This window comes from Pseudomonas sp. Pmew2 (assembly GCF_058129885.1).
In genome coordinates this window covers 797,306-818,801 of sequence record NZ_CM176702.1, presented here as the reverse complement: position 1 = coordinate 818,801, position 21,496 = coordinate 797,306, and the positions used below count along the sequence as shown (strand labels likewise).

The following is a 21,496-nucleotide window of genomic DNA, read 5'->3' as shown; positions in this document are numbered from 1 at the left end:
AGGCGGCCGACCCCAACGCAAGAAGGAGCCGTTATGCCGCGAACACTGATCCGCAAGAACCCCAGCAACTTCAAGACCCTGCCGCTGTTTGTCGAGGCCACGCCGGAAGGCCTGAGCTACCAGAGCATCGGCATGCCGATGAACTTCGCGCAGACCTTGCAGCGGCGGCGCAAGATCGACGTGCCAGACACCGAACGTTTCTCCACCGAGCTTGCCAATCTGGGGGTGTCCGTTCGCCTTACCGTCAGCTGGCAGAATCGCGATTACTGGGTGCTGGTTCGCCAGCGTCGCCAGGACCGTGGCGACGTCGTACTCAAGCTGATCTCGGGTTATGTGCCGGCCCACGAACTGACCCTGCCACTGCATACCGCCATTCAGGAAGTGGCCGAAGAGTGCATGATCGAAACGCCTCAGGGCTGGCTGAGTGGACTGTTCAAAGAGACCTGGCTGCCTGCGCCATATGCCGCTGCGCTGCATTATCGCGAGGCCATGCCCTTTCGTCTGAGCCCGCTCTCCGGCGCAGCGCGGCCGGTGCGAAGCGGCAGCCTGACACTGCTGGAACGCCCACGGGCTTATGTGCATTTACCCACCGCGTCCTTGCAGCTGATTTACGACATGCGCCTGGAAATCCCCAAGGAAGCGCGCCCGGTCAGCCTTTTCCATGTCGATGAAGTGCTTGAAAACGATCAACTGGTCGCCCGCCTCAACCGCAGCAAACCCGACCTGTACCTGATGCCGCTGGAAAATGGAGTGCCGCTGCCCGAGCTGTACACGCTCAAGCGCGACAAACTGATTCCGGCTGGCACCCGAGGGCTGTACCTGGCCGAAAGTTTCGCCGCGCAGGATGGCTGGATCGTGCGTGAGGAACGAATTCGCTGGAAAGACTGGCTACGCCAGCAGGGCATGGCCCCACCGGCGAAGAAGTCAGGACTGAAACGCCTGACCGGAAAAGCCCGTGAGCTGCTGCACGCCATGAGCGGCAAGCTATGAGCCTCAAGCCTTTTGATTTGCCTTGGCTTACGGCTTGCAGCTAAAAACTATCCCTGCCCGCGGATCTTCTCGACAATTGCCGTAGTCGAGCTGTTTTCCACCAGCCCCAACACACGCACATCGCCACCGTACGCCTGGACGATATCGGCACCGACCACCTGGTCAACGCCGTAATCACCGCCCTTTACCAGTACGTCCGGTTTGACGTGACTCAGCAGATTTTCAGGGGTGCCTTCAGGGAAGCTGATCACCCAGTCCACTGCACCCAACCCTGCCAGCACGGCCATACGCCGGTCGACACTGTTGATCGGACGGCCCGGCCCTTTCAGGCGGCTGACAGACGCATCATCGTTGACGGCAACGATCAGACGATCACCCTGCGCGCGCGCCTGCTCCAGGTAGGTCACATGACCCGCGTGGAGGATGTCGAAGCAGCCATTGGTGAAGACGATTTTCTCTTTGTGCGCGCGCGCATCATCGACCGCCAGCAATAGTTGCTCCAGCCCCAGCACGCCGCGCTCGGAACCTTCTTCACGCTGAATGGCGCGGCGCAGTTCCGGGGCGCTGATGGCTGCTGTACCCAGCTTGCCGACCACAATGCCTGCTGCCAGATTGGCCAGCGCCACCGCATGCGGCAGTTCCTCGCCCGCAGCAATCGCTGCTGCGAGAGTGGAAATTACCGTGTCACCGGCGCCGGTCACATCGAACACTTCGCGAGCGCGGGCTGGCAGATGCAGCGCCTGCTGATCAGGACGCAGCAGGGTCATGCCATGTTCACCACGGGTCACCAGCAGAGCGCCCAGGTCAAGCTCCTGCATCAGCTGCGCGCCTTTGGTGACCAGCTGTGCCTCGTCTTCACAATGCCCTACGATGGCTTCGAATTCGCTGAGGTTCGGCGTAATCAGGCTGGCACCGCGATAAATCGTGAAATCCTTGCCCTTGGGATCAGCCAACACCGGGATTCCGCGTTTGCGGGCAGCCTGAATCAGTGCCTGATGGTTTCTCAGCGCGCCCTTGCCGTAATCGGACAGGACCAGCACCTTGATGCCATCCAGCAGGCTGTAGACCTCTGCACTCAGTGCCAGCGGGTCAGTATTGAACGCCTCTTCGAAGTCGATACGCAGTAGCTGCTGATGGCGACTGATAACACGCAGCTTGACGATAGTGGGCTGATTGGCAATGCGCTGAAAACGCGCCAGCACACCCGCTGCTTTCAGGCTGTTGGCCAGACTTTCTGCGGCCTCGTCGTCACCCGTCACACCGACCAGCGAAGCCGGTGCGCCCAGTGCAGCGATGTTCAAGGCCACGTTGGCAGCGCCGCCCGGACGGTCTTCGATTTGATCGACCTTGACCACAGGCACCGGCGCTTCAGGGGAAATACGCGAGGTGCCGCCATGCCAGTATCTGTCGAGCATCACATCGCCAACCACCAGGACAGGGGCCTGATCAAAGCGCGGCATGGATAACTTCATGGAACTACCCGTACTTTAAAAATAGACAGGGGCGGAATCTTAGCACAGGGGTTTATAACCGACAGGCTGTTGAATCACACCGCCCGAAGGCAGGCAGGCCGCAGGGGCCCGCCCGGTGAGAGCGAGGTCAGACTGCCCCGACAGGTGCCGGCTCGTCCAGACCCATGGCATGCAGACGGGCGTAATAGCCGTTCTGTGCCAACAGCTCGGTATGCGTGCCGCGCTCGACGATCTGCCCGGCGTCCATGACCAGAATCATGTCGGCCTTTTCGATGGTCGAAAGGCGGTGAGCGATGACTAGCGTGGTTCGGCCCTTCATGACGTGATCCAGGGCCGCCTGGATGTGGCGTTCGGACTCGGTGTCGAGCGCCGACGTAGCTTCGTCGAGGATCAGCAGCGGTGCGTTTTTAAGCAGTGCGCGAGCAATGGCCAGACGCTGCCGCTGACCACCGGACAGCAGCACGCCGTTTTCGCCCACCTGAGTATCGAACCCCTGCGGCAACTGGTCGATGAACTCTTTGGCATAGGCATCGGCGGCGGCCGCTTCGATGTCGGCACGTGGAGCACCTGCCAGATCGCCATAGGCAATGTTGTTGGCGATCGTGTCGTTGAACAGCGTGACGTTCTGGTTGACCTGGGCGATGTGCCTGCGCAGGTTGCGCAGGCGGTAATCATTGACTTCAACGCCATCGAGCAGGATGTTGCCCATCTCGTGCCCGTAAAAACGCGGTATCAGATTGGCCAGGGTCGATTTACCGCTGCCGGAACGGCCTACCAGCGCAATCATCTGCCCAGGCGCTGCGGAGAAACTGATGTCGTTCAACACCTGACGCTCGGTCTGCGGGTAGAAGAAGCTGAGGTTCTTCACCTCCAGGTGGCCGGCCACGCGATCACGCTCGATCGTGCCGGTATCGACTTCTTCTTCCACGTCCAGTTGTTCGAAGATGCTCTCGGCCCCAGCGACGCCTTTCTGGATCGTCGAACTGACTTCCGACAGCTGGCGAATCGGCTTGGGCAGCAGACCGGCAGCAGTGATATAGGCAACCAGATCGCCCGCGGTAGCATCGCCTCGCAGGAACAGCACCAGAAACATCAACACCGCCATGGCGCTGTAGATCACCAGTTGCAGCATCGGTGTGTAGATGGCACCGGTTTTGGTCATGCGCAGTTGTTTGCGCGTATTGCTGTCACTGGCCTGAGCGAAGCGGTTCTGTTCGTAGGACTCGCCACCGAAGCTGCGTACCACGCGATAGCCCTGAATGGTTTCCGAGGCAACGTGCGTAACATCGCCCATCGCTACCTGAATCTTCTTGCTCTGCTTGCGGAATTTCTTGCTCGCACTGCCGACCATGACGGCAATCAGCGGCAGGATGGCGAGCATGACCAGGGTCAGCTTCCAGTTCATCATCAACAGATAGATGAACAGGAAAACCACGGTCAGACCTTCACGAATCACCACTTTGATGGCATCGGTGGCGGCACCGGTGACCATCGTGACGTTGAATGTGATACGCGAAATCAGGTGGCCGGAGTTGGTCGTATCGAAGTAACGATTGGGCAGTACCAGCAACTTGTTGAACAGCTCCACCCGCAGGTCATGGACCAACCCGAGAGACACCTTGGCCAGGAAGTAGTTACCCAGGAAAGAGCCAAGCCCCTGCCATGCGGCGATCAGAACGATCAGCAACGGCACTGCCTGCAACAGTTGCAGCTCACGCAGATAAGGCACATTGGGGAACAGCACGGCTTCAGGATTGGTCAGGCCATCGACGAAGTATTTCAGGATGCCGGCAAGCATTGGCTGGGTCGAGGCGAAGATCACGAAACCAATGATGCTGAGCAGGAAGATGCCCACATACGGACGCACATAAGACAACAGACGGAAATAGATTTTCACGCTGGAAGTCGAGGACGATTCGGAGGTTGTCATGAGAATCCGTCGTATTAAAAAGAGGCCGAATTGTATCACAGCAGTTTTCGCGGCTGCCTGCTGCGGTAACATAGGCGGCTCGTCCATTCCCAAGGGTTTCTGACCGCTGCTTGAAGCCTGCAAATCCGGCTTCTGTATGACGACCAGTAGCCCTTGGGGCGTAAAAACCGGAGTATCGATGCAAGCGCTTGACCACGCCCATTACCTTGATCTGGTTCAAGGTGCCGAAGTGCTTGAAGCCGATGGCACGGGCGACAAAGTACTACGTCTGCGTGACGGCTCCATGTTGAAATTGTTTCGACGCAAACGCCTTGTCAGCTCGGCAGCCTGGTATCCCTATGCCCAACGCTTCGCAGACAACTGTGAAACGCTGATCAAACGCGGCATTCCCTGCCCGCGCATACGCTCGGTAAGCCGCATCGCCGAAATCGAGCGCGATGCCGTGCATTATGATCCGCTGGCAGGCTTCACCCTGCGCCAGCTATTGGGCAGTGCGGTGGCCGACGACAAGCTGCGCAGGCAACTGGGAAGCTTCATTGCCCACCTGCATGAAAAGGGCATCTACTTTCGCTCGGCCCATCTGGGCAACGTTATCCTCACACCGGAAGGCACCCTCGGCCTGATCGACATTGCCGACATGAAAACCTACCGCCGCGCATTGCGTAAAAGCCTGCGCCTGCGCAACTTCAAGCACATGTTGCGCTATCAGGAAGATCGCCAATGGCTGCTGGACAACGGCAACCCGGCCTTCCTCGATGGCTACATGAGCGCTCAGAGCCTGTGCGACACGAGCGAACTGGTTCAGGCTATTCAGTAACACTTTCATAAAAAATGGCCGCTTTCAAAGCGGCCATTTTTTATCTTACTGCTGCTGCCGGAGCCGATGCGCCTGCACAATACGGCCCAGCACCATCGTTGCCGGTAACAATACCAGCACCCAAAGCTCATCCGGGTTACCGACCAGCTGGCCACCGTCAAAGTTGAGCATCAACAGCGCACAGGCCAGGTAAAGGCCCCAGGCATCACCGTTGCGCAAGGTGTTCCACAGCGTCATCGCCATCACGACCAGAAACATCACCAGCGAAGCCGCGCCGGTGTACAGCCCCAGCGACACGAAAATGTTGTGTGGATGCTGGATGGGCATACCGCCCGTTAGAGTCTGGGTGGTATAAAAATCGACACCACAACCCAGCACCCAGCCGCAGCGACGCCATTCACCGGTCATGATTTCAAACAGCTCGACGCGATAGGAGTCGCCTCTGACCATCAGCAGAGCGACCCACTGCTCATCTTTCACAAGCCAGAAGCCTATGGCAGCCACAACGCCTGTCACCACCAAGGCCACTGCTGTGCGCAGCGGAAAGCGGTAAAGCGAATACGCTGCGCACATGGCAAACAGGAAGGCTGCGCCCACCAGCGCGGTGCGGGTCTGGACGACGAAAGCCGTTAACACCAGGGTAACAAGAACTGCAGACACCGCTTCAATCCAGCGCCGCTCTCTGGCCCATAGCGGCAGTGCCAGGGCAAGGCTGCAAACCAGCCATGCGCTGGTGTAGATCACATTCTCCATACGCCCCGGAAGAATGGCCACACGCTGACCGAACTCGAATTTCCCGGTTACCCAGCTGTAAATGCTGCTGAGCAGAATGTACAGGCAGATGGCCCAGAACATGCCGCGCACGAACAAACCGCGCCGGAAGAAACCGTTTTCCGTAATACCGGCCACGACAAAGACAAACAGGCTGACGTAGACAATATGCTTGTAATACTGGAACTCCTGCGCTTGCAGCGCCGGCACCAGAAAACACGCCATGAATACAGCCCAGGCTATGCCCAGCGGCTCTGCAAACACCCCGGCGCCGCGGTACTTGATCAAGAAGAACAAGCCCGGCAAGGCGGTGAATGCGTAAAACAGATTGTTGGTGATCTTGGCTGACGGGTTAAGAATGAAACTCAGCAGGAAGACAACAATCGCTACGGTGAAATACGTCTGTACTTTGTTGCTGGGGATTGTGATTCGGTCAACTGACATTATTGAGCAACCAACCTGTTACCAGACCAGCAAGCACAGCGATGATCAGCTTGACGCGATCACGACGCTTGCGACGCTGTTTGTCGAGCCGCTCCTGCGGCACCACCACATGCTCACCGAACCCGGTGTGCAATACGGCATCATTTTCCAGAATCAGAGCGTAACGGTTTTGCGACGCGAATAATTGTGAAAGTTTCTTCTCGCCACCATGCTCGGCATACGGCGCATGCTGCTGGTAATCAGCCAGGCGGCGCAGCCCGGGATTGAAGGAAAAACCCTGCCACTCCGGCTTGTGCGAGCCCAGCTTGTAAAACGGGATACCTTCGAACACTTCACGCTCGTTCAGGTAAACGTAAGGGCTGTGGATACGCAGATCATGATTGTAGCTGCGCAACCAGACCTGCAAGGCCTGAGGGTCGTGTTCCAGCAGCGTCATCGACTCTTCGATGAAGTGCGGGCGGTAGAAATCCCAGTCGTCTTCGCAATGGAACACCCAGGACGTTTCGATCAGCGAATAGGCCGCATCGACAGAGCGCATCTGCCCCAGCTTGGGGTTGTTGATGATGAAGCGCGTATGCGGGTGCCAGTGCTCGGGAATGCACGCCTGGACCCGGGCATCGCCGGAGTCTTCGGTAATCAGCACATGGCGTATGGGCGCAGTGTTGAAATGGTCGAACGTTTCCAGAGTGCGCTTCAACAGGTCGAACCGACCACAACTGGTGACAACCAGCGTAATGTCGCTGTTTTCGCTGAATACCATCATTCGTTCCCAATCATTGAATATTCATAATTCCTTACCATCCCAACCGTGACCGCAGACGATCGAGCCAGCTCATCGCCGGCATGCTGCGCAGCGGCGAATGCATTGCGTCCACGATGGCTTTTCCAAGGGCATGGAATGTAAAGCGTTCTTCGACCAAAGTCTGCCCATTACAGGATATTTCGCTGGCCAGCAGGGTGTTCTCGCGCAACATCGCCAGCTTTTCACGAAGCTGGGGAATGTCGCGATAGAGCACGATGTTGTGCATGTCGACAAAGCCCAGCGCGCGGTTTTCTTCAGCGCCCTGATCAAAGGCCAGCAGCACGCAACCGCAGGCCATGGCCTCGAAATTCTTGATCATGTACTCGCCCATGCCGACATCGGCACTGACGAAAAAGCGGATGCGGTTAAGGGTGTCGCAATACTCTTCCCCGGACTTGGTACGCGTGACGAGCAGATTCTCGACCTGCCCCAACTCATCCAGCAACGCCTTGCGGCCGCTGTAGGCCACACTGTTGGTGCTGCCCACGAACGCCAGTTCGATGTCACGCTCACGCGCCTGCAATTGCAGCAGGCTCTGGTCATAGCCCTTGGGCACGAACACCGCGTCGAAGCCTTCCTGGCGCAGGCGCTCGCTGACCATGAACCCCGAGCAGATCACCCGCGCCCAAGGCAGCTTGCGATAGTGCGCACTGAACTTGCCGGTGTATTTGCAAGGAATGTAGTTCTGGTAGGCATCGTGTTCAAGGATGACCAGGTTGGGAATCGTGCGGATGAACCCGACCTGACGCACTTCCTGCTTGAAGCGCAGGAAAAACACGATCCGGTCATAACGGCTGACGTCCACTTCGCGGCGGAAATAGCCACGCAGGTTGCGTTGCTCCGCGGAACTCAGCCAGCGCACATCGCATTCGCAGTGTGCCGCGATGCCGTCATAGAGACGGTCCAGAATCGCACGCTGCTCTTTCTGGACCAGAAGTAGAACTTTCATGGTTTTCCTTGCAGTACTGCGCCTGCTGAATCAGATGTCACGGCTGCGCCAGAACAACTCGTGTCGTCGCACAGCTTTGCGGAAGAATTCGTTTTCGCCTTCTGCCGGCCAGTGGCGACCGGCCAGAACGCGTTGCAACGTACGGCGCACACGGCGTTTGAACGGCATCGGCGGCAACAGGTCATGCATCATACCCAGCGCCATTGCCTTGTCGCGTTGGGCCGCAACCGATAAGTGCAGGCTGTACGGTACCAGCGGCAGACTGGCATCGAATACCGGCGGCAGGCTGATGCCACTGTAGGCATCGCCCATTGGCCAACGGTCGTTGTCGTGCAAGTGGTTGGCGTAACCGAGCACCACGTCTGGCTGCCATTCAAGACCGGCCAGCGCTTCACGCACGGCTGCCTGGGCACAGATATGGTCGGGATGCGGATCGATGGCCGGGTGCGGCATGACAATAACCTGCGGCCTGGCCTTGAGGACCAGTGCACGCAGGTCGGCGAGCAGGTTATTCCAGGTCGGCAGGCCGTCATCGCCGGGCAATGGTAGCGTATTGAACTGGCGAAACAACCGCGTATCGGTCAGATCCGCCTCACGCGAAGCGACCGGCGTATCCGGCGCGGCCTGCATGGCGGGTAACTGCAGGCAGAAATAACCCAACTGCACACACTGAGACTCAGGCACACCGCCCCAACGTGCGACGGCGATGCTGTCCCAGGCCCGCAACCGGCCTTTCATGCGCGCAGCTTCGGCGCGCTGCATGCCCATCTGGCGATAATGTTCAGCCTCGATCTCACCGGCGGTCAGCGTGACAATCCAGGCTTCCTCGGCCTGGCTGTAAAGCCCGAACGCGGCGAGCTCGGCATCGTCGGCATGCGGTGCGATGACCATGACACGCTGCTTTCGCGCATCCGCCTGACGAAACAGCCAGAGGCGCGGCGTACCAGCAAGACAACAGAAACGTCCGCGCAGTTGCAGGGCACCCGCAGCAAGCGGCTCGCCAAGCCCGGTCAGGTTCAGATAACGCACGCCGCAAACGCCACGCTCGAAGGCCTGCCGGTCACTCAAGGCCTGCCCCTGCAACTCCACCACCGGGTCGAGAAAACGTCCCAGCCAAGTGCTTTTTACTGTCAGTGCCAGTATCAATGTTTCGTCGCCGTTCAGTTGCACGGCGGGGTCGATCAGCAACGTGCCACCGTCCAGGCGGACGCTTGGTACTTCGCTGTCGGCCGGAAAACTGTACTGATAGTCGTCGGCGGGTGAATAAAACAGATGATCGGCAAACCAGGCTTCATGGGCGACCCATGCGCAAACAGCCACGAGCGGCACCAGCCACCAGAACGTCAACAAGCCGATGGCAATCAACAGCAGCAGGCCACCCAGTAACGCCAGCCGCTTGTTACGGCGATGGCGCTTGAGCAACTGTTGCTTGCGACTCAAATCTGGAACACCGGAACGGGGTTGCACCATCGGTCCTTGTACTCGCGGTCGGCACGACCAAAGGAAAAACGCAGTGATTTGCCCAAGGCGCGGGCGTTCTCCCAGGCGGACTGGGTATTGACGAAACTCAGCACGCTGCCGGGGCTGAAGTCCCGGGTTTCGGGATCGACACCGCCGTTGACGTACTCGATGCTGACCCACTGCGGCGCTTCGACGCGATACACCAGTTGAATGGCAATCGGCGCATCGTTGAGAAACACCACCGAACCGATCAGCAGTTCACGCAGCAATTCGATGACCTCGGCCTTGTGCCGGGCACCGGTGGCCTCAAAGCCCCAGCGACGCTGAAACAGATCGCAATACATACTCGCCAGCTCGGCGCTGCTGAACTCGCTGACAGGTCTTACCGTGCCGCCAGCCTCCTCCAGCAAGCGAAGTTCACGACGCTGGTTGTAACGAAATTTCTTGGACAGTTCTTCGGGCGTACGCGCCATCGCCAGCGATTCGGTCTGCGGCCTGAAGGTGCTGATGCGGCCCTCGTTGAGCGCAGACACATAGCGGGCACGATGGCGGACCGGGACCTGAATGTCATCGGCCACCGGCAAAATCAGCTCGGCGTTGCCCAGGTCGAACAGGCCTTTCTTGCCGTGACGCTTGAGTTCGTCCTTGGACAGCGCCAGCGAACGCCCCCAGGTGGCAATCGCTGCCTTTACTTCGCCGCCCTGCTCCCAGGCCAGATAACGCACAGCAATACCGGAAAACGCCGACAGGCGCGCAACGACCAGCGGATGAGTGGCTACGCTGCCACCCAACCGTTGCCATGCCTGCTCGTAAGCAGCCGCGTCGATCTGCACCCAGCCACGCTCGCGCCAGCCTTTGAATCGATTGAGCATCAGGCCCCCGCCGTCAGGCTGGAGACTTGCGGCAGCCGCCAGAAGACATCGCGCACAGCATGATCGGAAAAGCGTTCGCGCAAACGCAGCAACATGCGCTCGGCGCAGTCCTGACGCTGCTCGGCGTCAAGACCGGCCATGTGTACCAGGCCGTGCGCCAGGCTGTGAACATCACCCAGCGGGAACAGCAGACCCACGTCTTCGACCACTTCCTTCGCGCCGCCGCAGGACGTTGCAACCAATGGCACACCAGCCACCATCGCCTCCAGCAGGACCATGCCGAACGGCTCGTGGTCAGAGCTCAGGGCGAATACATCGAACGCCTTGAAGTAGCGGCGGGCGTCAGGCACCTGCCCAAGAAACAGCACGTGCGGACCAATGCCCAGCTCCAGCGCAAGCGCCTTGAGGTTTTCTTCCAGGCGGCCCTTGCCGAGAATCACCAGCTGGCTGTTCTCGGGAAGATTGGGCAGAGCCTCGGCAAAACCGCGCAACAGCGTGGCCTGATCCTTGTCCGGATGCAGGCGACCGACGTTGGCGACGATCCACGCCGAGGCAGACAGGCCCAGCTCTGCGCGGGCATCTTCAGCGGAAAACTGACTGCCCTGCAGTTGCTCGACGTCGATCCGGTTGTACAACGTCTGAATGCGGTCGGCCGGCCACTTGGGCAGGCTGCTGCGCATGTCGTCGCGGACCGCATCGGAAACACCGAGCAGGCTCAGGCGCTTGCGAAACAGGTTGGCGAACAGCTTGCGACTGCGCCGGTGATAATCGCCGAACGCATGATGCACACCGATCACCGGCAGCTTCGTCGCCAACAGGGCGATGTACACCGGCTTGAAGCGGTGCGCGATGCAAAAGCTGAACGAGCGCGTCGCGGCAATTTTGCGCAGGTCACGGATGGCACCCAGCTTCAGGCCACGAATGGCGCTGGAGCTGTATTCCATGAACAGCACTTCGTCCGAACCGCAGTCAGCGACGACATCCGGATCGGCGGCACCGGTCAGAAACACCGTCGTCACCCGATAACCCTTGCCGGCGAACAGGCTGGCGTATTGCCGTGCGCAGTCCAGAAACGGCCCATCATAGCCGTGACAGAACTGCAGTACGTGACGATCAGCCGAGCGTGTCATAAGCCTCGACGCCCTCTTTGACCACCAGAATGTCTTCCATGATCAGGTACTCGAGGTCCGAGCCGAAGAACATGTTCAGCGCATCGGTCGGCGAACAGATCATCGGTTCGCCACGGCGGTTGAGCGAGGTGTTCAGGGAAACGCCATTGCCGGTCAGTTCTTCCAGCGCCTTCATCATGTCGTAGTAGCGCGGGTTGTATTCGCGCTTGAGCACCTGGGCACGGGAAGTGCCGTCTTCATGGACGACTTCCGGAACACGGGTTTTCCACTCTTCCGCCACTTCGAAAGTGAAGGTCATGAACGGTGCCGGGTGATCGATCTTGATCATCTGCGGCGCGACGGTGTCGAGCATCGACGGGCAGAAAGGCCTCCAGCGCTCGCGGAACTTGATCTGATGGTTGATACGGTCGGCTACCCCGGTAACGCTCGGGCAACCGATGATCGAGCGACCACCCAGCGCACGCGGACCGAACTCCATGCGTCCCTGGAACCAGGCGACCGGGTTGCCCTTGACCATGATTTCGGCAATCCGCTGTGGCGTATTGTCGATCTGACGCCAGACCGGCTTGCTCGGGTGACGGGCACAGGCTGCGATCACGTCTTCGTTGCTGTACGCCGGGCCAAGGTAGACGTGTTCCATCTTCTCGACCGGCACACCGCGAGCGTGGGACACATAAGCCGCGGCACCGACCGCCGTACCAGCATCGCCGGACGCAGGCTGCACGAACAGTTCCTTGACTTCAGGACGGGCAATGATGCGCTGGTTGAGCTTGACGTTCAGCGCACAGCCACCGGCGAAAGCGATCTTGCCGGTCTCCTTGAGGATGTCACCCAGGTAGTGATCCATCATCTGCAACGCGAGCTTTTCGAACAGTGCCTGCATGCTCGCGGCATAGTGAATGTAGGGCTCGTCGGCTACGTCGCCAACGCGTTTCGGGCCGAGCCACTCGATCAGCTTCGGCGAGAAGTAGAAGCCCTTGCCGTTCTCTTTATAGCGACGCAGGCCAATGACATTGGCCAGCTCGGTATTGATGATCAGCTCGCCGTTCTCGAACGTGGCCAGACGCGAAAAATCATACTTGCTGGCATCGCCGTACGGTGCCATGCCCATCACCTTGAATTCGCCGTCGAGCATCTCGAAACCGAGGAATTCGGTGATAGCGCCATACAGGCCGCCCAGCGAGTCCGGATCGAAGAATTCCTTGATCTTGTGGATCTTGCCGTTTTCGCCATAGCCGAAGAAGGTCGTGGCGTACTCACCCTTGCCGTCGATGCCCATGATCGCGGTTTTCTCGGTGAAACCGGAGCAGTGGTAGGCGCTGGATGCGTGGGCCAGGTGATGCTCGACCGGCTCGATCTTGATCTTTTTCGGATCGAAGCCCAGTTGCTCGAGGCACCAGACGATCTTGTTGCGGTAGCGCTTATAGCGGCGGTTGCCCATCAGCAACGCATCAAGGGCGCGATCCGGCGCGTACCAGTAGCGCTTGGCGTAGTGCCAGCGGGCCTTGCCGAACAGGCTGATGGGGGCGAACGGAATTGCAACCACGTCGACGTCCGAAGGCTTGATGCCTGCCTGTTCCAGACAGAACTTCGCCGACTCGTAGGGCATGCGGTTCTTCGCGTGTTTGTCACGAACGAAGCGCTCTTCTTCAGCCGCTGCTATCAGCTTGCCGTCGATATAAAGCGCTGCGGAAGGATCATGGCTAAGGGCGCCGGACAGGCCAAGGATCGTCAATGCCACTAGGGTCTAGCCTCTTTAGTCTGCATGCAGGCGCATTGCGCCCGAGAAAAGGTGTGCCCCCGCACAGCGGGCTGAGGGCAGCTAAAGGGCGGGATTATAACGTAATGACCAAGGATTGGCTCGACGCGCTGAAATGTCATCGGGGATGCCCGCCAGACGGCGTAGGAAACATCTCTTTCTCAGCATCAATAACTATCTACGACCTGACGCCCGTTGCTTCTGATTAATTGAGGTCCATCGTCGCCGGCCCTAAGGCCGTCGCTCAAACCTCAGCGCCTCAAGCGCGCAATGGAACGCCTGTCATGACACAAACACTGTCCTCTTTGGCTATAACGCCTACACCACTGAAACCTGCCGATACCTGGCCTGCCGCCTCCGCCGCACTGAAAAGGCTCGATGAACTGCGCACACTTCTGGCCATCGAGCTGAAGGCCCAGCCTGGCCCGGGCGAAGCGCTGTTGACTGCGCTTGGCGGTGCCGATGTTTCTGAAAGGGAACTGGAAATATTCAGCCTGCTGCAACAGACCGATGACTACTGGACAGACCCTGGCAAAAACGCTGAAAGCCGCCGCGACCGGCTTGTACCTGCCTTGCAGCGAGCCTTGCGTGATGAAGCCAGCGTCAGGATTCACGAGCGTGATCTGGAGAGTGGCTATCTTGTCTGCCTGCCGGACTCGCCCGATCAAAGCCCGGCGCTCACTTACGCCTCGCTGCATGTGCAACTGCACGATGACGAACACGTTGAAATGGCAGGCGCGCTGGCGATATCCGAGGAACAGGGACGCACGCTGCTGATGTTACCCGGGCTCGGTATCATGGGCTTTGCCACGCAGGCACTGATGCTCGCAACCCTGGCGCGCTGGCTCAACACAGCGACGTTGCAGGATGCTCTTCTGAACACGATGGAAAGGCGTCATCAAGATCAGCTTTTCAAGATCATCCAGGACGCCGACCTTTACCTTGAGCCATTCAAGGCTGAAGACCTGCAACTACAGCCGGTCACCACCACCCCCTTCATGCATGTCCATGCATAGGAATTTCAAAATGCCTATGCATGAACCTGACGCTGTGAAGGAGGCGTCATGCCTTCATAGCGATGCGTAGGAAGACGCTGATGCGTTACTTATGCAGTGAAAATCCCTATCAATCCGAATTTGTGCAGGTTATTTTACCGCTGAGCCTAGGTGCGGACGCACCTTCCCCCTGTCAGGGCTTCACGTACCTCATCTGCGCGATTGCCTGAGCGTTGAGGACCAGTCCCTGCACCGTCAGCCCGCTGATTGCCGCCGTGTAGACCATCCGCGCGCCACACAGCACGCAGCGGAACGGATCGACGTTTAGAAAGGCTTTGGCCATCGGCGCAAAATACAGCTTTGGTACCGGTCCTGGCGTCGCCATCTTCAGTGCTTCATACACCTTCGGCAGGTATTTCCCACACACCCGATTGGCCAGAAAACCAAAATACCGGATCATCCGGAAATGCTTTTTCGGGATGTGCTGGACCACCCGGCGCAGCATGTCGGCCTGGCTCAGCGTTTCCTGCTGATAGGTCTGCGTGCGGTGATCCAGGTAGGTAAAGCTCAACGTGGCCCCGCAGGTGTAATGCGCCAGACGACTGCCCGAGATCGGCGGTTTTTTCAGGTAGCGGCCCAGGTAATTGACGGTCTTTCGGCCGTTTTCCGTCTTCTTCGACAAGTGGATGTGCCAGTGCTGGCCACCAGCGGTCAGTATCAGACGGCGCCAGTCGCTTTCACAGTGGATGTGGGCCAGCTGCGGCGGCATCGTCAATTGCGAAAGCGGCTGTCCCAGCAGGTAATCGCGCACCAGCCACATCCAGCGCCGCCGCAGGGCCTCTTTGTGGAACGACAGATTTTTCCAGACGCCCTGCTCATCCAGGCCGCCCGCGGTCACCGACAGGTGGACGTGGGGATGCCAGTTGAGCCGCCGGCCATAGGTGTGCAGCGCACCGAAAATCCCGACGCGCAAACCGCGCCGCTTGGCGGTGTAGATCAGGTTATCGGCCGCCAGACGAAACAGCGCATCGAGCAGCCAGCGGTTGTAGAAGAACAGGGACCACAGCGTGTCGGGCAGCGTGAACACCAGATGCTGCCAGGGGCAGTCGGGCAGACGGTTGTTTTGCACGGCGATCCACTGGTCGGTGGCCTTTTTGCCGCAGGAAGGACAGGCCCGGCAATGGCAGGTGTTGCACAGGTATTTGACGTGCGGGCAATGCTCATTGGCACAGGTGTAGTGTTTGACGCCCAGTATCGAGGTGCCGCAGGCGAGCATTTTGCTGATCGACTCCACTTCGATTTGGCGCAGACCGCCGGCTTCCAGCAAATCTGCCCAGCAGCCGTTGGCCGTGAAGAGGTTTTTGAGCGGTCGAGGTTTGTAAGCAGGCGGTGCAGAGGCCACGTCAGCAGGGCGGCTCCTCATCGTGGTGAATGACGGCGGTGATGGCGAATCCGCCTGGCCCTTCTCTCATCTAAACGCTTACGCAAGAAGCGTCGGGAAACATGTCGTTCAGATACGTTGTCTGGCAGCAACTACAAAGATCGACATCACCGAAAGGATCGATATCGAAGGAAAAGTCGGTATCGGGCACGAAGGTAGTATGCCCGGCGCGTTGGAGACGGGTCTGCTTTGCCTTGGCTTTTGCCCGGCTCGCCCGTTTACGTTTTTTGGTCTCTGACGCCATGTGTAAGCCTGTGCTGAGGAGGGATCGACTCGATTTCGGCTATGATAACCGATTTCAAAATCCCACAATTTGCAGCCGCAGGCTGCCCAGTTCTGGATCGCCTGCTGAACAAGCAGCGCAATGACATTCGCCATGCGTGCGAACGACCTGATACTGAAGACCGGGCAACACGTCAGGCGCTGATTCAGGCAGCCATCGACATGCGCGGCCTGCTTGGCCCTGCCTACATGCTCGAACTGCGCGAACTGACCAACAGGCAACGTCAGTATCATCGAAGCCTGCCGGACTGGATGAAGATTGCCAGCGAAGCCGACCTGCAGACCTATGCCTGGCACTTGCGACACTACGATGAGGCGCATGCAGCGATGCTCAGTGTACTGGGCAGCGCGGCCTCTCCAGAACATTTTGCCGAAGCACGTTTGCGCACCCGGCTGGCCGATGACCTGGGCCATGATCTGGACCCACGCGCATTGACCATCGACACGCGGCGCACGCTGCCATCCACGAGCGAGACCTACCGCGTGACATGTTCACTGGTCGAGCTGGCACTCTATGGCCTGCACCCGGAAGACGAGAGTGCAGGCTCGGACTTTCTCGATCACACCGTTATCACTCTTGATGGCAAACCGCTTGATGCAGCCTGCTCGGCATTGAATCCGGCTTACCTTGCCGGAGTTATCGATGAGCTCGATCTGCGGGCGGAGTTTGGCGAGTTTCAACGCAAGGCTTACCAGCAAGAGCACAACCGGCAAATGCTCTGCGCACTGGCGCGAACCCGACTGACCGCGCAGGGTTGGGCGGCGAAGATGCAGGGGCATATCCAGCCCGGTGATTTCGCCATGGTCGCGGCACTGACCGGCCCGGCAGCGCGCGCATCCGATCCAGCACTGCGTGTACAACAGATCAAACTCAACAACCGCAACGTGATGGCCAGATTGCTGGTGTTTCGCAAGCAGGGTGCCGAGGGGCGTACGCAGCGGCTGATCATGGTCGCCACCGATGCACCCGGGCAGCAGTACTTCAAAGCCTTCGACACTGAAACCCAACTGCTGCACGAGGTGGTCGGCTGGACTGCTTCGCCATCAATGGTCAACTACCTGCTCGATCAGGTGGAAGTGGATGCCCGTGCGGCACTGGCAGAGCAACTGACGGCACTGGCACTCAAACCCCAGCCTTCGAAAGACTTCATTCAGTTTATTGATCATGCGGACTGCGAGTCGGCCTTGCGCCGCTTTACCGACGAACAGACCCGCATATTGCTTTCCGAACAGGCCAGGCATACGCCGGACTGGTACCTGCGCGCCAGTCGCGCCCAGCGCCGGGAACTGCTGGCCCTTGAACAGGCCATTGGCGGAGCGCTCGACAACTATCAGGCGCAGCCACACACCGGAGTCAAGCCATTCAAGGATTACGTACACCAACGTGCCAGCCAGCAAATCGGCAAGCTGCTGAACGTACCAGCCGGCACGGTAGACCCCGACCTGATCGTAATTACCACCGAGCGCGAAACACTGACCTACACCGACATGCTGCTCAATGGCTATGACGACAGCATTGACCCCTTGCGTGCTTCCGCAGCAACCAACGCGACGTTCAGCGGCCCGGAAGGCATCGACGTGAGCGCGCTGTCAGCTGCTGCCGTTGCAGGTTCGGTGCGCGGTCAGTGGCTGGCGGACGAGTACATTGCCTTGATCAGAAACACCCTGCTGAACAGCGAAAGCGAAGGCTACGCCTACCGTCGCCAGTTCAGCGTGATAATCACGCAACTGCAGATGCAGGCAGCGGCATTGCGCAGCGTGCTGAAAGGTCATATCGAAGCAGCGCACTATGCGTGGTTGAAACAATCTCTGGATAACGCCCACCTTGACGACACCGCCTCCCGCGAGCGATATCCCCTCTACCCGCTGCAAGTGCATGTGGACAAACCGTTTATCGCCTCGGGGCTGACCGGCGTCGATCAACTGGTCATTCCCAGTACGCTGCTCACCCACGTCGAAACCGTGCAGGGCTGCGTGGTGATCCTGCCGACACAGACTCGCCATGCTGCGCTGCTCTACACGCCGCAGGCGCCTGACGGTATCGAGTTTCGTCTGTTCAGCGACTTTGTGCGCTCGCTCGTTAGCGAAGGCATGATCGATTACTACAAGGATCGCTGCCGGATCAAGGCGCGTCGAACCTTGTCGTTCTTGCTCCGCGACATGCAGCAGGGCAAGGCCAACAAACCTCCGGTCATTCCCAAGGCATTCATTGCAGACTTCGCCGACACCTGTTTCAACAGGCCGCTGGAGCGCAGGTTGCGTGATGTGGAAGAGACCACCACCGGCCGCAACGACATGCTCGTCCGGCTGATCTGGGTCAGCGTCGAGATAATTGCTACCGCCTTGACCCTGCCGTTCCCACCGGCAAGCTTTGCGGTTGGCAGCCTGCTTTCATTGCATGACAGCGGGCAGGCAGTTGCCGCCTTGACTGAAGGCGACCAGCAACGCGCTGCAACATACATGCTCTCGGCACTCTTCAACGGCATCGGCGCAGGCAGCGACTTGTTGGTTGGCATTAAGGGCTTCGGCGGCGTATTGCATCAGCTTGAGCACGGTCATCAATCACCGCCGGTCCTGCGCTCGTTCCAGCGCCAGTCCTCGCTGCCGCGTTACGAGGACCTGTACCCGGTTGAACTGCAGGAGCAGGTTTTTCTGATCGGCAAGCCCAACGCCCATGATCACGCCGCAGTTTTCCATGCACCCCACGTCGCCTCGGCGCCCCCGATGGCAACCGGTCAGTTCGCCCTGCGAGAGGCCGCTGGTGCCTGGCAGCCGCTCCTGCCACCGCCCAACGCCGTGGCGCGCGTGCCTTCGGGGTTGCGCACCGACCTGGCAGTCGACGTTTCGCTGGATAACGTGCCACGTATCACCGACGGCCACGCGAAAGGCGTGTACGCACTCAACGGAAAAAATTACATCAGGTTGTCAGATCACACCTTTCAGGTTCAATACGATGCGCATCTGCGCTGCTGGCAGATCATCGATCCGGCCAATCCATTCGCATTCTTCGGCAAACAGCCGGTTCGCCTGAATGAACAGGGCCAGTGGCTGGTCGTCGACCGGCGCTTGCGCGGCGGCGGGCTGGACGGTCCGGGGAGCTATAGGCCACTGCCTGAAGATGCCGCCGCAGGCTCGCTCAACACGTTGATCGACTATGAGATGCCAAGCACCATGAGAGCGCATCTGGACATCGTCATCAGCAAGGAAGTCTTTGACCCGACCGGCGCAGGTCTGGAAATCTATTTCGAGACCTATTTCACGGAAATACGCCAGACCTTTACAGCGTTTCGGGAAAAGCTCTACCAGGACGCTCAGGCATTTTTTGCCCGATTTTCTCCGCCGCCCAGGCCGACACTGCCCGCTTATGGCCTGCCCGGTAGAGTCGAGACGCTGATCGAGCACATCTTCACGCACAGCAACGGGTTGGTTTTCAGCGAGGCCCCAAAGTCGGTAGCCAGCAAGCGCCTGCTCCTGCTCAACATGCCATTGCTGGCAGAACAGCGTGTCGAGGTCCTGTACATCGAACACCTGCTCACCGACAAACACCTGCGCAAACTGGCCAGATATCGCCAGTTGGGCAAAAAGAGTCGCTCTGGCTCTCATGAGCTCAAGTACTACCTGCACGACGTCAATCGCGGCGCCTTGAACAACTCGAGCAGCGAATACGACTACTACCACCTGATCAAGGAAGCCCACCGTCACGGCATCGAAGTGCGCCCGTTCAGCTCGTCGATAAGCTACCCGTTTTTCGGCCATTCGGTGCTGGCCGCCGCTGATGATCCGGCAGCGGCCAGCAAAATGAGCAACTTCTTCGGGCACAGGCTCATCAGCCAGGACATCGCACCCGGCTCTTCCAAGCGCTGGGTCGCACTGCTCGACCAGAAACTTGCCACGACGCATGATCAGGTGCCCGGCATAGCCGAGACCCGCATAAGTGAAGGTACCAACGGGTCGCATCAAAGCACGCCGACTCGCTGTGACTTCACCATCGCGTTTGCCGACCCTGCGCTGCCGGGCGTTCCGCTGCCCCCCGCCACCCCTGTGGATGACATGCTGATCCGCGAGCTGAGGGTCTCCGTTGCCGAGGGCGAGCATTGGGCGGGCCAGTACGGGTTTGTCCACGGCGAAAACACTACCTGGCTACGCGTACCACCCGAAGAGTGGACTGCCGACAGCCCGATGACAGCGATCCAGCAATCCTTGGCCGACGCGACCTATGAGATGCCGCTTGATACCAGAACGACGCTTCATACATTGGCGAACTTCGAAAGGAAAGGGCTCGACATGGAGTATTTTTTTGAAGACACAAAACTCGACACTGTTCGCAATACGTTCGCCCAGCGCCGCAAAAATCTGCAAAAGGACGCCGCCACGATCAGATCAGCCCAACTGCCACCTCGCCCGACATTGCCAGCCATCGAGCCACAGACGAGCACGGCGGGGCTGCTTGAAACCCTGTACCGTCACACGGAAGGCATCGTTATCGGCGAGTCGCATTTTTCTGTTTCGAGCAAAAAACTGATTATCGACAACCTGCCATTGCTGGCGCGGCAAAACGTCAAGACGCTGTACATGGAGCACCTGCTGACCGACCTGCATCAGGCGGACCTGGATCGTTTCTTCGAAACCGGCCAGATGAGCAAAACGTTGTTGCATGACCTGAAAATCCTGGACCGTGGGCATCACACCGATCCGGACAAGGTCTATAACTTCGAACAACTGATCATCAAGGCGCGGCAGTACGGCCTGGAGGTCCGCGCTATCGACTGCGCAAGCAGCTATCACCTCAAAGGCATTGCCAGGGAAGAGTCCATCACCCGCCAGCAGATGATGAATTACTTTGCGTCGCGCACAATCCGCAGGCATCAGGACGTGATGGGTTCCCACAAATGGATCGCGCTGGTTGGCAACAGCCATTCCAATACCTACCAGGGCGTTGTACCCGGTATTGCAGAACTGCAAGGAGGGATCGGTCTGCGGGTTATCGATGTGGCACCAGGGAAATCGACCGGCGTAGTACCGGATCCGGGAGAGCTTGTTACGGGAGGCATAACCAATGAACAGGTCTACATCAAGGGCGATTACCGAGTGGCTATGGAAGTGTCGCGCCCAGAGTCAGCCAGGCTCTTGAGCATTGACCAACGCCTCTTCAAGCCGGGAATGTTTCTGGTGCAACAGGGCGAAGGCGATTTGCAGACCATCGTCCATCGTGCTCGTGACACATGGATTCATCGCACACCGGTGCAGCGCAATGCCGAGGGCAAACTGTATCTGGAGCGTGTGCGTTGGCCGCGTATCCACCTCAAACCCTTCGACGACATGGACGCGCTGGTGACGGCCCTCGAGGCGATGAACCTCACCCGCATTGCCTGAGAGGCCAG

13 protein-coding genes and 2 pseudogenes are annotated in these 21,496 nt (G+C 59.0%); 4 read left to right on the top strand and 11 right to left on the bottom strand.

Annotation, left to right across the window (positions count from 1 at the left end; all coding sequences use genetic code 11):
• The first annotated feature begins 33 nt into the window (after window positions 1-33).
• The gene (locus AC4ANK_RS03670; protein ID WP_002551786.1) at window positions 34-990 is read left to right on the top strand and encodes a hypothetical protein; all 957 of its coding nucleotides are present in this window, start codon (window positions 34-36) and stop codon (window positions 988-990) included.
• A 47-nt stretch (window positions 991-1,037) separates the two neighbouring features.
• On the opposite strand, the gene hldE is transcribed toward AC4ANK_RS03670, so the two are convergent.
• Window positions 1,038-2,462 (bottom strand): bifunctional D-glycero-beta-D-manno-heptose-7-phosphate kinase/D-glycero-beta-D-manno-heptose 1-phosphate adenylyltransferase HldE, encoded by a 1,425-nt coding sequence (gene hldE / locus AC4ANK_RS03665; RefSeq protein ID WP_002551785.1) that lies wholly within the window; start codon window positions 2,460-2,462, stop codon window positions 1,038-1,040.
• A 127-nt stretch (window positions 2,463-2,589) separates the two neighbouring features.
• A complete protein-coding gene (msbA, locus tag AC4ANK_RS03660) occupies window positions 2,590-4,392 on the bottom strand; it encodes a lipid A export permease/ATP-binding protein MsbA (RefSeq protein ID WP_002551784.1) in 1,803 nt (600 codons plus the stop codon).
• A gap of 178 nt (window positions 4,393-4,570) precedes the next feature.
• On the opposite strand from msbA, the gene AC4ANK_RS03655 reads away from it, so the two are divergent.
• A complete protein-coding gene (locus AC4ANK_RS03655; RefSeq protein ID WP_002551783.1) occupies window positions 4,571-5,209 on the top strand; it encodes a BUD32 family EKC/KEOPS complex subunit in 639 nt (212 codons plus the stop codon).
• A gap of 45 nt (window positions 5,210-5,254) precedes the next feature.
• Here the strand turns inward: AC4ANK_RS03655 and AC4ANK_RS03650 are convergent, their stop codons facing one another.
• Genes AC4ANK_RS03650 through AC4ANK_RS03620 form a run of 7 tightly spaced genes read right to left on the bottom strand, consistent with a single transcriptional unit; the run spans window position 5,255 to window position 13,379 of the window.
• The gene (locus AC4ANK_RS03650; protein WP_002551782.1) at window positions 5,255-6,424 is read right to left on the bottom strand and encodes an O-antigen ligase family protein; all 1,170 of its coding nucleotides are present in this window, start codon (window positions 6,422-6,424) and stop codon (window positions 5,255-5,257) included.
• Window positions 6,414-7,187: a glycosyltransferase family 2 protein gene (locus AC4ANK_RS03645; protein WP_019742285.1), complete on the bottom strand. Its 774-nt coding sequence runs from the start codon at window positions 7,185-7,187 to the stop codon at window positions 6,414-6,416. The genes AC4ANK_RS03650 and AC4ANK_RS03645 overlap by 11 nt, the downstream gene beginning before the upstream one ends.
• 31 nt (window positions 7,188-7,218) lie before the next feature.
• Complete coding sequence (locus tag AC4ANK_RS03640) at window positions 7,219-8,175, bottom strand: glycosyltransferase family protein (RefSeq protein WP_002551780.1); 957 nt, start codon at window positions 8,173-8,175, stop codon at window positions 7,219-7,221.
• A 30-nt stretch (window positions 8,176-8,205) separates the two neighbouring features.
• Complete coding sequence (locus AC4ANK_RS03635; protein WP_031594755.1) at window positions 8,206-9,615, bottom strand: PIG-L family deacetylase; 1,410 nt, start codon at window positions 9,613-9,615, stop codon at window positions 8,206-8,208.
• Window positions 9,612-10,508, bottom strand: coding sequence for an antimicrobial resistance protein Mig-14 (locus AC4ANK_RS03630; RefSeq protein WP_002551778.1), 897 nt, complete (start codon window positions 10,506-10,508; stop codon window positions 9,612-9,614). Before AC4ANK_RS03630 ends, AC4ANK_RS03635 begins: the two co-directional genes overlap by 4 nt.
• Window positions 10,508-11,638: a glycosyltransferase gene (locus AC4ANK_RS03625; protein ID WP_002551777.1), complete on the bottom strand. Its 1,131-nt coding sequence runs from the start codon at window positions 11,636-11,638 to the stop codon at window positions 10,508-10,510. The genes AC4ANK_RS03630 and AC4ANK_RS03625 overlap by 1 nt, the downstream gene beginning before the upstream one ends.
• Window positions 11,622-13,379, bottom strand: a complete 1,758-nt coding sequence (locus tag AC4ANK_RS03620) for a carbamoyltransferase family protein (RefSeq protein ID WP_002551776.1) — start codon at window positions 13,377-13,379, stop codon at window positions 11,622-11,624. Before AC4ANK_RS03620 ends, AC4ANK_RS03625 begins: the two co-directional genes overlap by 17 nt.
• A gap of 302 nt (window positions 13,380-13,681) precedes the next feature.
• On the opposite strand from AC4ANK_RS03620, the pseudogene AC4ANK_RS03615 reads away from it, so the two are divergent.
• Window positions 13,682-14,401: pseudogene (locus tag AC4ANK_RS03615) on the top strand (membrane-targeted effector domain-containing toxin); the annotation flags it as partial.
• Between the two features lie 184 nt (window positions 14,402-14,585).
• Here AC4ANK_RS03615 and AC4ANK_RS03610 read toward each other — a convergent pair.
• A complete protein-coding gene (locus tag AC4ANK_RS03610; RefSeq protein ID WP_460384216.1) occupies window positions 14,586-15,815 on the bottom strand; it encodes an IS91 family transposase in 1,230 nt (409 codons plus the stop codon).
• 49 nt (window positions 15,816-15,864) lie between these two features.
• On the bottom strand, window positions 15,865-16,077 hold the full coding sequence (locus AC4ANK_RS03605; protein WP_460382897.1) for a hypothetical protein: 213 nt from the start codon (window positions 16,075-16,077) through the stop codon (window positions 15,865-15,867).
• Window positions 16,078-16,172: 95 nt separating this feature from the next.
• Between AC4ANK_RS03605 and AC4ANK_RS03600 the strand changes: the two are divergent.
• Window positions 16,173-21,488 (top strand): annotated as a pseudogene (locus tag AC4ANK_RS03600) (membrane-targeted effector domain-containing toxin); the annotation flags it as partial.
• Window positions 21,489-21,496 lie beyond the last annotated feature (8 nt).